The organism is Paenibacillus kribbensis, assembly GCF_001705305.1.
GTDB classification, from domain to species: Bacteria; Bacillota; Bacilli; order Paenibacillales; family Paenibacillaceae; genus Paenibacillus; species Paenibacillus kribbensis_B.
In genome coordinates, this window is record NZ_MCBP01000001.1 from 715,982 (window position 1) to 730,984 (window position 15,003).

13 protein-coding genes are annotated in these 15,003 nt (G+C 45.9%); 4 read left to right on the plus strand and 9 right to left on the minus strand.

Features of this window, described 5'->3' with window-relative positions; translation table 11 throughout:
- Nucleotides 1-93: 93 nt before the first annotated feature.
- Nucleotides 94-2,955 (minus strand): methyltransferase domain-containing protein, encoded by a 2,862-nt coding sequence (locus BAZ21_RS03280; RefSeq protein WP_068497000.1) that lies wholly within the window; start codon nucleotides 2,953-2,955, stop codon nucleotides 94-96.
- A 426-nt stretch (nucleotides 2,956-3,381) separates the two neighbouring features.
- Here BAZ21_RS03280 and BAZ21_RS03285 point away from each other — a divergent pair, with 426 nt between their 5' ends.
- Nucleotides 3,382-4,458 carry a glycosyltransferase gene (locus tag BAZ21_RS03285; RefSeq protein WP_068497001.1) on the plus strand — a complete coding sequence of 359 codons (1,077 nt, stop codon included), beginning with the start codon at nucleotides 3,382-3,384 and terminating at the stop codon, nucleotides 4,456-4,458.
- A 101-nt stretch (nucleotides 4,459-4,559) separates the two neighbouring features.
- Here the strand turns inward: BAZ21_RS03285 and BAZ21_RS03290 are convergent, their stop codons facing one another.
- The 7 genes from BAZ21_RS03290 to BAZ21_RS03320 form a co-directional block, all read right to left on the minus strand.
- On the minus strand, nucleotides 4,560-5,129 hold the full coding sequence (locus tag BAZ21_RS03290; RefSeq protein WP_068497003.1) for a manganese catalase family protein: 570 nt from the start codon (nucleotides 5,127-5,129) through the stop codon (nucleotides 4,560-4,562).
- Between the two features lie 33 nt (nucleotides 5,130-5,162).
- Entirely contained in the window at nucleotides 5,163-5,642 is a 480-nt protein-coding gene (locus tag BAZ21_RS29480) for a spore coat protein CotJB (RefSeq protein ID WP_084011497.1), read from the minus strand.
- Between the two features lies 1 nt (nucleotide 5,643).
- Nucleotides 5,644-5,868 (minus strand): spore coat associated protein CotJA, encoded by a 225-nt coding sequence (locus BAZ21_RS03300; RefSeq protein ID WP_068497006.1) that lies wholly within the window; start codon nucleotides 5,866-5,868, stop codon nucleotides 5,644-5,646.
- Nucleotides 5,869-6,057: 189 nt separating this feature from the next.
- Nucleotides 6,058-7,413, minus strand: a complete 1,356-nt coding sequence (locus BAZ21_RS03305) for a hemolysin family protein (RefSeq protein WP_068497009.1) — start codon at nucleotides 7,411-7,413, stop codon at nucleotides 6,058-6,060.
- Between the two features lie 109 nt (nucleotides 7,414-7,522).
- A complete protein-coding gene (gene yfkAB / locus BAZ21_RS03310; protein WP_068497011.1) occupies nucleotides 7,523-8,653 on the minus strand; it encodes a radical SAM/CxCxxxxC motif protein YfkAB in 1,131 nt (376 codons plus the stop codon).
- Nucleotides 8,654-8,750: 97 nt separating this feature from the next.
- Nucleotides 8,751-9,911 carry an HD-GYP domain-containing protein gene (locus BAZ21_RS03315; RefSeq protein WP_084011498.1) on the minus strand — a complete coding sequence of 387 codons (1,161 nt, stop codon included), beginning with the start codon at nucleotides 9,909-9,911 and terminating at the stop codon, nucleotides 8,751-8,753.
- Nucleotides 9,865-11,319 carry a bifunctional metallophosphatase/5'-nucleotidase gene (locus tag BAZ21_RS03320; protein ID WP_068497013.1) on the minus strand — a complete coding sequence of 485 codons (1,455 nt, stop codon included), beginning with the start codon at nucleotides 11,317-11,319 and terminating at the stop codon, nucleotides 9,865-9,867. The genes BAZ21_RS03315 and BAZ21_RS03320 overlap by 47 nt, the downstream gene beginning before the upstream one ends.
- Before the next feature lie 280 nt (nucleotides 11,320-11,599).
- On the opposite strand from BAZ21_RS03320, the gene BAZ21_RS03325 reads away from it, so the two are divergent.
- Entirely contained in the window at nucleotides 11,600-12,664 is a 1,065-nt protein-coding gene (locus BAZ21_RS03325; protein ID WP_068497015.1) for an HD-GYP domain-containing protein, read from the plus strand.
- A gap of 177 nt (nucleotides 12,665-12,841) precedes the next feature.
- Here the strand turns inward: BAZ21_RS03325 and BAZ21_RS03330 are convergent, their stop codons facing one another.
- On the minus strand, nucleotides 12,842-13,204 hold the full coding sequence (locus BAZ21_RS03330; protein ID WP_068497018.1) for a YmaF family protein: 363 nt from the start codon (nucleotides 13,202-13,204) through the stop codon (nucleotides 12,842-12,844).
- Nucleotides 13,205-13,438: 234 nt separating this feature from the next.
- Between BAZ21_RS03330 and BAZ21_RS03335 the strand changes: the two genes are divergently transcribed.
- Both BAZ21_RS03335 and BAZ21_RS03340 read left to right on the plus strand, forming a co-directional pair.
- Entirely contained in the window at nucleotides 13,439-13,792 is a 354-nt protein-coding gene (locus BAZ21_RS03335; RefSeq protein ID WP_068497020.1) for a lectin, read from the plus strand.
- A gap of 446 nt (nucleotides 13,793-14,238) precedes the next feature.
- The gene (locus tag BAZ21_RS03340; RefSeq protein ID WP_068497022.1) at nucleotides 14,239-14,670 is read left to right on the plus strand and encodes a hypothetical protein; all 432 of its coding nucleotides are present in this window, start codon (nucleotides 14,239-14,241) and stop codon (nucleotides 14,668-14,670) included.
- Nucleotides 14,671-15,003 lie beyond the last annotated feature (333 nt).

The following is a 15,003-nucleotide window of genomic DNA, read 5'->3' on the forward strand; positions in this document are numbered from 1 at the left end:
CCAGCACCGAAATACATACAATTTTATTAAAGCTGGCATCCTCATAAGGCAGAGCGGTCAAATTTGAATGGATGCAGCCTCCTGTTCAAATGATCAAATTGCCCTTGCGACACAGCAGAGTTCATGCCCCCGTCTCTCACCTTGAAGTTTGGCCAGCAGCCCCATTCGTTCCGTAAAATCAAGCTCACCGTACAACGGATGGGCTTCCAGCAAGGCATCCAAACCGGAGGAAAGCTGACGGGTGAACAAAGCTACCGGGCGTAAGCCGGACTTGGCCAGTAGCAGCGCCAACGTATGCTCCGAATAATGATACAAATGATCTTCCTCCGTGAATAAAGGTGAATAAGCGCCGTAAGCTTCATTGGTAAACGAGTTTTTATTGGGAACTGTAATATATAACGTCCCGTCAGGCTGAAGCTGTTCGCGTAAATCCGTCAAAAAGGCAATCGGGTCCGCAATATGCTCCAGCACATGCCAGCATGCAACGGCCTCGTATTGGTTATCCAAGGATAAGTCAGTATCCTCCTCCGTTTTTGGTGTTTCATTCACTTCCTGTGTTTCATTGATGTTTTCCGTTTTTTCCGGTTCTTGTACAAGATCGGCTATTTCAATTTTTCCGTTCCAGTAGCCTGGCAACAAATCTACATCATATTTGTCTTTGGCATAGGCACGCGAGTCAATAGAAGGCTCAATCCCCACTGCATTCCATCCGCTTTGAAGCGCGGCATGGATAAATTCTCCGGTCCCCGATCCGATCTCGAGCAAATTTCCTTTGCCCGGGCTGAACATATCCAGTAGCATAAGTCCAAAAAGGGCATGCTCTCCGTAGGTTGAAGCCGCAGCGCTATCCCGCATGGCAACCCATTTGGCATTATAAATCTCTGCAATCATATCCTCAGGCTGTATACGATCCACATCATTACGGAAAACCAATCCACAGGAGCCGCACCCCAGCAATGTAAAATGCTCATATCGATGAAATACGCCTGTTTCAGATGAGCCGCATAATTTGCATTTCACGCCCTGCTCTGCTCCTTTTTCTTGCGCTTCTCCCTGTTCAAAAAATGTGTCCTTAGCTTCCTCGTTGATTTCCGGCTCCGGATTATCAACAACCTGAACACTGGCAATCTTGGCGACATCCGAAGTGGTATTGTAATGGATATCTTCATGTTCAGAGGCCGGTTCGTCCCTTACATTTTTGCTATCTTGATCTACCCAAAGCGTGAGCCGGGGATTCGGATCCAAAATCGATTCATATTGCTCTTTCCAGCCATAACGAGCATTCGGGTCCAACAGCTGGTACCATTCAAATTTGGCTGCCCGAATAGCAGGTGTATACCATCCCCAATGCTGGATACGGTAGTTGCTGATCTCACTGGGAAGGTCAAGCACATTATCGGGAAATCTCCCGCAGTGCAAGGATTGCTCCTTCCATTTATAGGAAAACCCTTCCTTGTATCGAATTAAAAATGGGCGATAATACCGATGGGCCTGCCAATAGTCATCATCGCGATAATGCGTGGAAGACCACATATCATACAGCCTGAAGCAAATCGTATCGGCTTTCGTTCCCGCTAACAAAGAATGTACCCCTTGAGCAAATCGGGATTCGAACATTTCGTCAGCATCCATATTCAAAATCCATTCCGGGGAGGAGGCCACAGTCTCTCTCCACTGCTGCTTCCGCAGTTCAACTTCATTGGTAAAGGAGGCTGTTTCATTCCGAATCAAATGCAGTGGAATTCCCTTCAGCAGCTCCCGGCACAATTCACCGCTACCGTCATGACTGCCATCATCAATAATGACCGCTTCATCAATGTATTCCAGATGACTTCGGAGCACATCTCTGAGCTTGCGATCCACCTCATTGGATACCGTCATACTCAGCGTCAGTTTGGGCTTGGAGGCAACTGGTGTATGAAGCTCACTTTGACGTGGTCCGGAGAAGGCTTGCGGCACTACAAAAGAATCCGTAGTGTACTTGGCAAAAACAGCAGACTCACGGAGATGGTCAGGTATACCGGGCTCAGAGAACTTAGGGGTTCTTGATGGAGTAGAACGATTGTAGGACGGAGAATGATTAGAAGCATCTAGGTGTTCTGCATGAGCTAAATGTTCTGGATGGTCCGTATTAGCAGCACTCGAAGTAAAATAGTTTAGGGTAGATAGTAACTGCTCTGCCTTGATCCGATCCGCTTCCCGGTACAGATGCATCGCCGGATAGTGCGTATCTACAAAAAGCGGAAATCCATACGCTGCCGCCCGGATACAAAAATGCCGATCTTCCCCCCAATAGGAAACGTTTTTAATCTTACCAAAGTGAACCCCTGCTTCCAGCGCCCGTCTGCGGATTAAGGTACAAGCTCCCAGACCGCCCACCTCATACAAGCCCGGAATATGCAGCTGGTGTATAAAATGCAGCTCGCGATGTGCTCGCTCCTCTGCTGACAATACCTCGCCTTCATCACGATGAAACAAATTATATTCGTCACTGACCCACACCTGAGGCAACAGTGCCCCATCCGGCTGCCATCGTGTCCAGAAAATCTCGGATACGATATCCTTCTCCGTCTCTATCAGCCTGCGCAGGGTACGGGAATGGAGAACCAGGTCTGAATCAACCAAAAATAGCGCGTCATAATGATGCTGAAGCGCATACTCAATGAGACGATTTTTAAAGCCGGCCACTTTCCAGACGAGAGCAGGCGGCCAATAGTGGGTGTTCTCATCACTGCGGTTCTCCGCTTGCTGCAAGTCTGTCAACAAGGGCAAAACCCGCCCTGGCAGCCGATTGGCAAAATCAACAAGCCACCTGCTTGAGATCGGATTGTCATTATCATCGACAAACAAATAATCCGGCAGCACGTCAGGTGAGTCCAATCGCTCCAATGCTTGAAGAAACAAACTCAAAATTTCGGGCTTCTGATGTACCGGACTGCCGATTAGTATACGCATGAGCAACGCCTCCATCAGGCGAAAGCCTCATAACCGTCCCCCTCCATGCCCTAGCGCATACCATAATTGCGCTCAAGTAATAAGAGAGCGAGCGTGATATGAATGGACTTTCACCTGGAAATATCAATGAAAACACATCAATCCAAAAATACAATCTTCCCATTCAGCTATAGAATTCATTCCTGGCCGCACACGCTAATCCCGAATTTCATGCATCTGCAAAGTTGCAATCATACAGAGTGAAATGAACGGTCTATCCATGCCCTCCCCTCTTGCATCAGACTTTGATCTTCTAATTTATTAGTGCAGGATTGAATTTATGATCATGATACAGGCTTCACTCGTCCAATTGGGATGACTACATAATGAGCAAGCTTTCTCAATAAAATGGAGAGTATACCAAGTTTGTTGGGAGGGACAAAGGGCATGGTAACCGTCAGCTTATGTATGATTGTCAAAAATGAAGAAGAAGCACTTCATACCTGTCTTAAATCAGTCCATGACCTGGTGGATGAAATCATTATCGTCGATACAGGCTCTACCGACCGCACTCAAGAGGTGGCTGCGTTGTTCAACGCCAAGATATATCGTTTTGAATGGTGTGATGACTTTTCTGCAGCCCGCAACTATGCATTTGATCAGGCAACCCAGGACTATCAATTTTGGCTGGATGCGGACGACATACTGGAAGAAAAAGACCGTATCTCCTTTCTCAACTGGAAAACACAAGCCACCCTCTCCTATGACAGCATTACGATGGATTATGTATTATCCGTAGATGAACGGGGACAACCGCTGCATAAGCTGAAAAGAAATCGGATTGTGCGCCGGGAGTGTAAATTCAGATGGATCGGATTTGTACATGAATTCCTGAATGTGACGGGCAGCACCCTCCACAGCAATATGGCGGTGACTCACAAAAAGACACGCGCATATAGCGACCGCAATTTGCACATCTATCTTAAGCATCTGGAGCAGGGAACCGTATTTTCTGAACGAGATCACTACTACTTTGCCAATGAACTGTATGACAACGGACGGACGCAAGAAGCCATTCAGCAGTATAAATACTATTTGGGGCTAAATCAGGGATGGATTGAGGACCGGATTGCTGCTTGCTTCAAGCTTGCAGATTGCTACGGTAGCCAAGGTCAAAAACAGGAGCAGCGTATGGCCCTGCTTCGCACACTGAACCTCGATGCACCGCGCGCCCAGTTCTGCTGTGTCTTTGGCAATTTACTGATTGAAGACGAGCAATATACTCAAGCCATTTATTGGTTCAGGCAGGCGACGCTGATTGAGCCACCACAAGATGCAATGGCCTTAACTAATTCGTCGTACTATACCTGGCTTCCACACTTGCAATTATGCCTGTGCTATGACCGAATCGGTGACATCGACAAGGCAAAATTGCATCATCGCATGGCCCAGCGACACCATCCTACTCATCCGAGTGTCGTATATAACGAGCAGTATTTTTCACAACTAGAATATGGAGAATAAATTCATTATTCCAAACAATTAATTTTACTCTAACAAAAGTAAGGCCACCTGCACTTGATGCTTGCAGATGGCCATCTCTATTAGCTGTTACAAAAACTCCCTCAAAACACTTTCTTCCGGTCCCGTTCTCCCTTCAAAATTTCCACAGACTCGCGGAAGCGGAGCGAATGGATTATTTCGCGTTCACGCAAAAACTTCAAACTATCCTGCAAATCCACATCATCTGTCAAATCAATCAGCCACTGGTATGTAGCTCTCGCCTTTTCCTCTGCCGCAATATCCTCATACAAGTCTGCGATGGGATCGCCCTTGGCTTGAATATAAGTCGCTGTAAAAGGAACTCCGCCTGCGCTTTGGTAAAATAAAGCACGGTCATGCGCCGCATAATGTTCGCCCAGACCGGCCGCTTTCAATTGCTCCACAGTCGCATCCTTCGTCAGCTTGTAAATCATCGTGGCAATCATCTCAAGGTGAGCAAATTCCTCCGTGCCTATATCATTTAATACACCGATGACCTTATCGGGAATTGTATAACGCTGATTCAGGTAACGCAAAGCTGCGGCGAGCTCACCATCCGCTCCACCATACTGCTCCATGAGCAGCTTGGCCATGTGAGGGTCACATTTACTAACACGTACAGGATATTGCAGCTTTTTCTCATATACCCACATTCATGTTCCTCCTTTATAAAAAGTTGTACCTGCCTATACCTGCCACGGCCAAGGGGACTGGCTCCACTCCCAAGGATATTTGGAATAGGCACGGCCAAAGTTTTGCAAAGGCCCATAGAGAAGCTGGTACTCGTTAGCAATCGCTGTTCTTTCCTGTGTGAGCTTGTTGAACTGTTCGATGGCCTGCAAATCATCCGGGTGCGTATTGAGATACAAATTCAGCTCCACCAGCACAAAATCCACCGCTTGGAGCTTCTCCAACAACGCATAAAACTGTTTATCCCCCGGTTTGGTTTGGGGCGTATAGCCCGGCGCCGAGTTTCTGGCTTGATTGTATTCCTGAGCTTGGCTCTGGTACTGGTTCGGGTTTTGGTATTGATTTTGATACTGGTACTGATACGGATTTGAATAGGGGGTATGGTATTGATTCTGCTGTTGATGCTGACTTTCTTGCTCGTTTGGCTGTTGAGACTGGTTGTGGGGCTGACCCTGATTTGGATTTGGATGCTCCATGTTACTCGTCTCCCCCCTGGTTTCTCATAGGCTGGTAAGGGCTGAAAAGCAATGGCCATAGCGTTCCTCTCGTCAGCGCCTCTTCCGGGCTGAATTGTGGCAGACCGGGGGGCTGAAATTGTACAAACAAATTTGGCGGTAGCACATAAGTCTTGCACAGTACGGGCGGGCACGGATCGAACGGACCGACAAACGGTGCATACTCACCTTGCTGGGGAAATTTCACGGGCCGGGACCTCCTTTAATTGATCCATCTGCTTTACTATTCAACATATGCCGCATCGCCCAAGTCTCGAACAAAAAATTGCAGATAAAAAAAGAACCTTCAAAACCACGATAACGTGGATTCAAAGGCTCCTTCTCTATTCCTCTATAATAACTTCATACCTGAACTGACCGCACCTATCTATTGGGATCAGGATTCATCGGTAGAAAGCTCATCTTCAATCACAGGTTCAGGCTTGCGATGAATCTTAACCCTCATAATGCGAAGCCTGGTTGCTTCCTCCACCTCAAAGGTCAGGTTATAAAACTCAATTTTCTTCCCCTTCACCGGGCTGCCTTCCAATTCCTTGAACAACCAGCCTCCGATGGAATCCACCTCGTCGTCTTCAATGCTCACACCAGTCAAATCATTGACATCCTCAATGAGCATACGGCCATCTACAGAGATAAAGTTTTCCTTTATTTCCACGCTCGGACGCTCATCCTCAAACTCATCATAGAGGTCCCCGACGATTTCCTCCAATATTTCCTCAGCTGTTAGCAATCCGGCCGTTCCGCCGTATTCATCCACCACGAGGGTCATTTGGGAATGCTTTTTCTGCATAAGACGGAGCACATGACTCACTTCCATAGACTCCGGTACATTCAAAATAGGACGTACTACCGAGGCCAGATCCAGCTGCTCCCCTTGCTCAGCTAACAGAAGATCCGTAATATGAACAAAACCGATAATCTGATCTTTGTCCTCGACCGCTACCGGGTAGCGAGAATGCTTGGTATCACTGATGATTTTCAGATTTTCCTTGAACGATAAGTTTGTGTACAAACAGTCCATATCCGTACGGGGTAGCATAATTTCACGGGCAAGCAAGTCGGAAAAATCAAAAATATTATCCATCAGCTTGATTTCGTCCTTATCAATCACACCGCTTTTGGCGCTCTGATTCATTAATATCCGAATTTCTTCCTCCGAGTGCGCCGCTTCAGCTTCACTTGCCGGCTGAATGCCAAATGTTCGCAGCAGTAAATTCGCAGCCGCATTCAACACCCAGATCACGGGCAGAAAAATCTTGTAGAAGAGCAGCAAAGGAGCCGATAAAAATAACGCCACCCCTTCGGTTTTCTGAATCGCCAGAGACTTCGGAGCCAGCTCGCCCAATACAATATGCAAAAAGGTAATTACGCAAAATCCGACAACTACGGATACTGTTGTAATCAGTGTAGCGTCAGTTACACCGAGTTTGTGCATGAGTGGCTCTATCAGGTAGCCGGATATTGCTGGCTCACCGATCCAGCCCAAGCCGAGTGAAGCCAGCGTAATGCCCAGTTGGGTGGCGGACAGATAAGCATCCAGCTTTTGGTTCACCTTCAGCGCATAGCCTGCCAGGCGATGACCCTCGCTTTGGAGCTGCGTCAATCGGGATTGGCGCATTTTGACCAGCGAAAACTCTGCGGCCACAAATACACCGTTAAGAAAGACAAGCAGCAGTACCAAGAGGAGATTCACAACTAGCAATCCCCAATGAAACTCGGTATGACCTTCCAATACGAACTCCCCATTTCTTATAGATAGCATTTTGCATCATTTGACTTGCAGCACTCATCGTGAACTATCTAGACGAATTGAAAATTGCGAATGACATCATGCAACATGCTTATAGTTGTAATGCTTTTCTTGATTTAAAATCTACTCCCTTGTAATACATGTCCGCGACAAGCAGATTCGGTCCGCAGCAGGCAGCGGCATCACAATGGCAGTTGACGGTCTGGTTTAGCGGATGCTCATTCAGCCATTCACCAAAAATTTCGTCCAAACCCTGCTCCTGAATGTTTCCAAAAGCAGGAATGTCTGCGAAATCCGTCACGTACACGCTACCCGTGAACATATTCACATTAACGCGGTTTCTACCATCCGGATCATTACGAACTGTAATATTCGGTTCCTGAAGCAGTCGGCGAAGCAGCTTGCGATCCTCCTCCCGATCGGAGCATGCAAAGAACGGCAGGGTGCCAAATAACATCCACATATCCTGATTACGTACATCCAGCAGCTTATGGATTGCACTGCGCATGTCGCCCAGTGAGAGCACAGGCAGGGCAGAGGCAAAATTGGATGCGTACATCGGATGAACCTCATGCCGTCGGCATCCCATTTCATTGATTAACTGATGAATGCCGTCCAGCTTCGTGTGAGTCCGATAATTAATCATGGATTCAGCTGAAATGAACATGCCCATCTCGCTTAGCTTGTGAGCATTCTCTACCATTTTCTCATAAAGGCGAACAGCACCCGCGCGTGGAGTCGGACGTCCGGTATTCGCAAAACCCACTTCATAAAAATCGTCAGCATTCAAATAATTAAACGATATATGCATAACATCCAGATAAGGAAGCATCTTCTCATATCTGCGGATATCCAATGTCAGGTTGGAGTTAATTTGCGAGCGAATGCCGCGCTCCTTGGCATATTTCAGCAGCGGTACGATCACTTCGTCAACCGTTTTATCGAGCAAAGCAGGTTCTCCGCCAGTAATACTGATCGTCTCCAGATGCTCAACCTCATCCAACCGCTTCAACATCAGATCTAGCGGTAGGAAAGGAGCCTCCTTCATGACCAGCATATCGCCAACAGCGCAATGCTCACAACGCATATTGCACAGATGCGTTACGGTCATTTCCACACTTGTCAGTAAATGGCGACCATGTGTACGCAGCGAGACAATCGGGTCCCACGGATCATACGCTGGCGATATGGGGAGAAGTGAGTTGTTTTGTAGAACTGTCATTATGTTTTCACCTTATTTCTGTTATTAACCTCAAAAGACGTATAATTATCATATCATGATGTGTAAAGCGTCTGCATGCTTTCTTCCACATCTTCTGCTAATCTACATGTACTTCGCCGAAAGGGACTACGGTCGCACCCAGTGTGTTCGTAATCATAACCGAAAGGGATACGGACAGATCCACATCGTAAGGTGCTTTCAGTTCCTGCCCATCCCGGTCTCTCACAATGCGAATGACAGGCCGTTGCGGAATTTTGGGGTGTATACGCACTACAACCCCTTCTTCCCCTGTATTGAGCACTACAGAGAGCCCCAGGGGGTAAATTGCTACACAGTCACGGAAGGCTTCCAGCATCCGCTGCTCATACAGCGTGCCTGCACCGGCGTACAGCACCTCCATCGCTTCATAAGGCAACAACGCCTGCTTATATATCCGGCTTGCTGTCATGGCGTCGTATGAATCCACCAAACCGATCCATTTCGCATATTCGTGGATTTGGTCCTTCTTCCAAGCGTTTGGATATCCGCTGCCGTCGATACGCTCATGATGCTGCAATGCACAGTGAGCTGACAACAAGGGAATCCCCGGTTCATCTTTAAGCAGCTTGTAGCCAATTACCGCGTGTGTTTTCATATGCTCGTATTCTTCGTCTGTCAATTTGCCCGGCTTATAGAGCACTTGAGGTGAAATTTTCATTTTTCCAATATCGTGCAATAATGAACCTATTCCCAGTTCCATAAGCTGGTTGTGATCGTAGCCATTGGCTATTCCCAGTACAAGCGTATACAGACATACGTTTAATGAATGATGATACAAATCCTGGTCCGCAGCCCCAATATCCATCAGCATAATGATGGCATCCTGGCGGCTTCCGATATCGTCCAGAATGGACTCCATCACCTTATAAAAGGACTTTCCAAAATATTTGTTCCTATGATCTACGGAATAGGATGACAGATCCTGAAACTGCTTTTTGATCTCCTGTAGCGCCGCCGCCCTTGTCTGTTCATGGATCATTTCAGGAATCACGATATCTTCGGTCACCGCATCCTCAATGTATACATATCCAATACCGACTTGGCCTAGACGTTCAATCAATCGCGGAGTAAGCTCAACACCCTCAGAGAGCAGCACCATTCCGTTTTCATTGAATATTTTTTTGCCCAGCTTCATGCCGGCTCTCAATAATGTAACAGGTACCAGTCGCAGCTTAATCCTCTCCCGATTGTTTTGATACCTGAAGCCACCTAGCTGCAAAACACTCTTCCATCGCGCCCGGACGCTTCAACTCCATTTCAATCAAATCCCGTAAAAATTCTGGAAGCATAAATCGGAGATCCGTTCCGTTCGCAAGCACCTCATAACCTGCTCTGAAAGTGAACATATCCAGCGTACCCACCGTATATTCCTCTTGCTCTTCCAAGATACCACCCGCTACACGAATGTGCGTGACTTTATCATAAGGAGCGCGATCCGGGTCATACTCTATCTCCAAACCTTCCACACACATCGTGCCAAGCACTTTACCTCTGAAGCCAAATCCCATCATTGGCTTGTCCGCAAATTCAGGCAATAAGGACTGCTCCAGTGCCAGTCGAATGTCCCTTCCCTGCAACTTCATAACACAGGCATTTATCGGCGAAGGACATAAGGAATGCAGCATTCCTTTGCTGATATCCCCTTGAGGCAACGAACCAAGCAGTTGTCCCGCATTAACCAGAGCAATTGCTGTTCCTGTAAAATGTGACACCGATTGTGCCAGCAAATTCCCGAAAGGGGACTCCTGATCGTATGCAATCCCCAGTTCCCGATCCGTCACAGCTACGGTGCTCTCCAAAGCACGCTCTGCTTGTCTGCGATGCAGAGCGATGACCGATGTCACATTTTCGTCCAAAAGCGTCTGATCCACAGGAATTACGCCGCCTGACGTCACCCGAAATGGTTCATGACTGCTGCTACGTGTTAGTGTCACTTCACCCAGCAGTGTTCCGAACTTACCCGCCCCACATAAAGCAGTGTTCCCGATCCGAAGCGGTTTTTCCAGCACATGATGGGTGTGGCCTCCGAGAATAACATCAATTTCAGGAAACTGTGACGCTAATTTCTCATCGGAAGGCAAACCCAGATGAGACATCACGACCAAAACATCAACCTGCTTCCTCAGTGCTGCGATCTGCTCACCCAGTACCTCGAACGGATCGAGAGCATTCCAGCCCAGCAGTTGATAAAACTCTGTAAAAGGAGCCGTCACGCCGAGCAAACCGACCTTGATCCCTGCCTTGTCCAAAATCAGAGATTCCTTCATCCACGAAGGTCTTACCCCCGTAGCACTTTCTATCATATTGCCACATACGACCGGACAGTGAATTCCCGCATAGGCCTGTTCAATAATATCCGGGGTAAACGTCAGTCCTTCGTTGTTACCGATCGTAATCGCATCGTATCCTGTTAGATTGATCACATCCACATTTGCCCTACCCAGCGTCCCTTCTGTTTCGGGGGCCATCCGGTCCATGTGGTCTCCTATATCCAGTACGAGCAGCGCATCTCCTAATGCGGCTCTTTGTTCATCAATCATTGCGGCTATCGAAGGCATACTGCCAAAATGACTATGTATATCATTCGTATGCAAAATGGTCAACATTTGCCGAGTCGTCATATCCATAACCGCCTCCTCTTTTTATATCGACTTTGAAGCTTCTAATGTTTAAGGATACCATTTTCTTTATCATTATGGTACATATGAGTGGGGAGAGCCTCAAGTCATCGATACAGTGAATAACATTAACACTTACCTTCGTATGCATCTGAGACGAGAGGGTTCCTCGTACCTATTTTACAACTCGGAATAATAGTAAATTAGTCGTTGTCATCCCATATAATTCTTGATATATTAGGGTTGTTTCGTATTTTCGACACATTTACGACAATAAGGAGGTTAGCACATGAGAGTTCACGTTACCGATGCCAAGCCCGGAGATCGCCTCAAATCCGATACATACAACGGGCACGGTGTACCTGTCTTGGTTCAGGGCACCGAGCTTCAGCATGAAGATATCTCCAAGCTTATCATGCACGGTGTCGATTATATCGACATTGATGCTGGTTCAGCGAGCATTCCGGTTGACTTTGCCCCCGATGTTCCAGCTTCCCCCGAATCCCTCAAACGCGCCGTCCCCCTCATGGAGCAGACTATACATGGCTTTGAGAGCATGTTTCTCGAAGCTTCCGCAACTGGCAAATTTGATGAATCTCGAGTTGATGAGCTATTCGCCCCCCTTGTTTCAGAACTGGCTCATCAAAAAGATGTCGTATCAATGCTGTTAATTATGGAACGGGGAGATCAGTATACGTATAATCATTCTCTCCAGGTAGGTGTACTCTCATATTACATTGCCACATGGCTGGGATATACAGAGGAAGAGGCTTATGCCGCGGGTAAAGCCGGATACTTGCACGATATAGGCAAGTCCATGATACCAGATGAAATATTGAATAAGCCAGATAAACTAACGCCTGAGGAATTTCAGGAAATGAAGAAGCACCCCCTCTATGGCTTTGATATTATTCGCAATTCGACCAGTGATGAGATTTCAGCAATCGTCGCCTTGCAACATCACGAGCGCGAAGATGGAAGCGGTTATCCGCATGGACTCTTCAAGGAAGAGATCCACCCTTTCGCCAGCATAACGGCTATTGCCGACGTGTATAGCGCTATGATTTCCAATCGTGTGTATCAGACAAAGCAAGAATTGCTCGCCGTGTTGCGCCAGCTGCATAGCATGAGCTTTGGGCATCTGAACCCTGAAGCTACCCAGGTTTTCATCCGCCATATGCTTCCGAATTTTATTAATAAGCAGGTCCTTCTGACTACAGGTCAGACAGGAACGATTATTCTGAATAATCCAATTGACTACTTCAGACCCTTGGTGAAGATTAGCGATAATGAGTATGTAGATTTGTCCAAAGAACGCCATGTATCCATTGATGAAGTTTATCTGGAATCCTGATCTGCAACTGCTGCCCGGCGTTACTTTGGTAGAACGAAATACTTTACCGAAAGCACAGGCTGCACGAATAAAAAGAGGCTGTCCTTGATCCGTAGGTTTCTCCTACAAGGGACTGCCTCTTTTTATGTTATAGATAAATGCAACTCAATATCCTTTACAAGCCATTTCTAAAACGTATTAAACAAGAGGTTGCTGAATCAAGGTTGCGAAATTAAATTGGTGTACATGACCATCATTTAATGTAGTTTGGCCTGTAACAAAATGTACATGCTTGCCATTTCCAACCGGAATAGCGGGTCCTGTTCTAATCCTTCTCAGGTTATGAAAATGGTTTAAGAAATCAGTATTCGTAAGTTCAATTTCATGGATATGGCTTCTTCCTTGTCGAATCGCTTGCCCCGTCACACCTGCAAAGCGATGGTTATGTCGGTCTGCGCCTTCTTCAGCCAGTTTGGTACTACCTTCAAATTCATGTACATGTCTCTGTGTCTGTGTAGAAGTGAGAGTTTTCTTCTTCACTGTAGTTTTCTTCTTCTGCATCCGTTGGTATGCCTCCTTATGTTTATGTCACTCACAACATCCTATTAAGCAAACATAAATAAGTGATGGGCAACTATCTGCAGTTCTAACAATAATTTTACCTCACCATCTTCTCCCCTCTCCGGTGCCCATCTTCACTTAACTATATTATTTTGGAATACGCTCTTACGGTCTCAGATCACGTTTTTTTAGGTAAAACATAAGGTAATCTATATTATGTTAAGGAGTGGGAATATGGACAGATTATTACCCGGACAGATGCTTCTAAAAGGACAGAGTCTGCAATCGGCAAATGGGGCATACACACTTATTCTTCAAGAGGATGGCAATCTTGTATTATACAGTCGAGGAATAGCTCTATGGAGTAGTAAAACTAACGGCAGAGCAGTTAACTATGCAGTCATGCAAACAGACGGTAATTTTGTAATTTACGGATATCCAAATCCTATATGGGCTACAGACACGAACGGCTGGGGCAATGCATTTCTTGTTGTACAGGACGATGGTAATGTAGTTATTTATGGTACAAAAGCAGCATGGGCAACCGGTACCAATAGGCTTCACAGCACCTATCCATCCTCTCGATAGCCAAGCGTTTTGTATCATAGTTCTAGGGCTCAGTATGTAAAGTGCTGGCGAAACGTTCGACTTGACATCCTGCCATGTCTGTGCAAATTGAAAACGTTCCTTACTCCTTATGAACGCTATATCCAATAATAAGAAAAAGGAGGAAAGGCACTAACCGATACTGCCTCCATCTCGAACCTGATTAAAAGTGCTTAAAACGGCATGAAATGCTTTATTCCAAGGGTGAAAACTGAGAAACTCACAGGCTACAATTTGTGAGTTCTTTTCATGTATTCAAGAAATCAAACTAAAAATGGCTGAATTTTACTTGGTTCAAACTCAGCAACGCAAGAAGAAACAATTGACCAATCTCGGATAACACTTTTACTGTTGTTTATCAAAAATCAGAACTCTTCCAAGCGTCTAAGTATAAGTTAGGTATAATACGAAGTTAAGGAGAGATTAATGTGAACAATCATAATAATTCGTTTATTAATGAAACTCGGGATAATATTCAACTGCCTATTCCAAGTATTTGGAGATCAGAGTTCATTGTTGGTAACATTGTTTTACCAGGTGTGCTGAGGTTGAATGAAATGACAGAAGGCGGAGTTGAGGACAATTCTATAGGTCTGCTTACTGGTTCGCTGAATGAGATTCCGTTAGGACCAGTTAGTAACTTTAGGCAAGGTGTACCAGGTGAGGGTGGCGGTCTTTTTCCTGTTATAAGACTTCTTTGGGAAAATCATCAACTTATTGGTTATCTAACGCGTGAAGTAGTTAATATCCCTGTACCCGGACGGCCCGGTCTAATTGTATATCGATTTGATGGGTCTTTATATTCGAATGGAACAGCGGCAGTCATTCCTTGGCGAGCAAGTATGACTAAAATCTTTTAACCCAATTCCTATTTATTTAAGTTTGCTCTTTTTGAATAAAACCCCATATTTATCCAGGTATTAGGATTTTCGCAGAATGAAGGTGAAGAAGACGAACTTCAAAAGTTCGCCTCCTACACTAAAAGATAAAATCAAATCGGCAAGCCGACAATTTTGCAATTTATAACAATCCCTCAAACCCTTGATATACAAAGGTTTTTTCTTTGTTATCCAATAGACCCTTCCATTTCGAACTTGATTCTTTTACGATATCATAACCTATTATAATAGGAAGAAACCCGGTTTTTTTTGAAGGACACTCTCTTGGTTTGTCACTGCATTTCATTATGCAGG

Excerpts from the sequence above, each read along its gene's own strand:
- BAZ21_RS03290 (WP_068497003.1), bottom strand. The coding sequence starts at position 5,129 with ATGTGGGTATATGAGAAAAAGCTGCAATATCCTGTACGTGTTAGTAAA.
- yfkAB (WP_068497011.1), bottom strand. The coding sequence starts at position 8,653 with ATGACAGTTCTACAAAACAACTCACTTCTCCCCATATCGCCAGCGTAT.
- BAZ21_RS29480 (WP_084011497.1), bottom strand. The coding sequence starts at position 5,642 with ATGGAGCATCCAAATCCAAATCAGGGTCAGCCCCACAACCAGTCTCAA.
- BAZ21_RS03335 (WP_068497020.1), top strand. The coding sequence starts at position 13,439 with ATGGACAGATTATTACCCGGACAGATGCTTCTAAAAGGACAGAGTCTG.
- BAZ21_RS03330 (WP_068497018.1), bottom strand. The coding sequence starts at position 13,204 with ATGCAGAAGAAGAAAACTACAGTGAAGAAGAAAACTCTCACTTCTACA.
- BAZ21_RS03325 (WP_068497015.1), top strand. The coding sequence starts at position 11,600 with ATGAGAGTTCACGTTACCGATGCCAAGCCCGGAGATCGCCTCAAATCC.
- BAZ21_RS03320 (WP_068497013.1), bottom strand. The coding sequence starts at position 11,319 with ATGGATATGACGACTCGGCAAATGTTGACCATTTTGCATACGAATGAT.
- BAZ21_RS03280 (WP_068497000.1), bottom strand. The coding sequence starts at position 2,955 with ATGCGTATACTAATCGGCAGTCCGGTACATCAGAAGCCCGAAATTTTG.
- BAZ21_RS03285 (WP_068497001.1), top strand. The coding sequence starts at position 3,382 with ATGGTAACCGTCAGCTTATGTATGATTGTCAAAAATGAAGAAGAAGCA.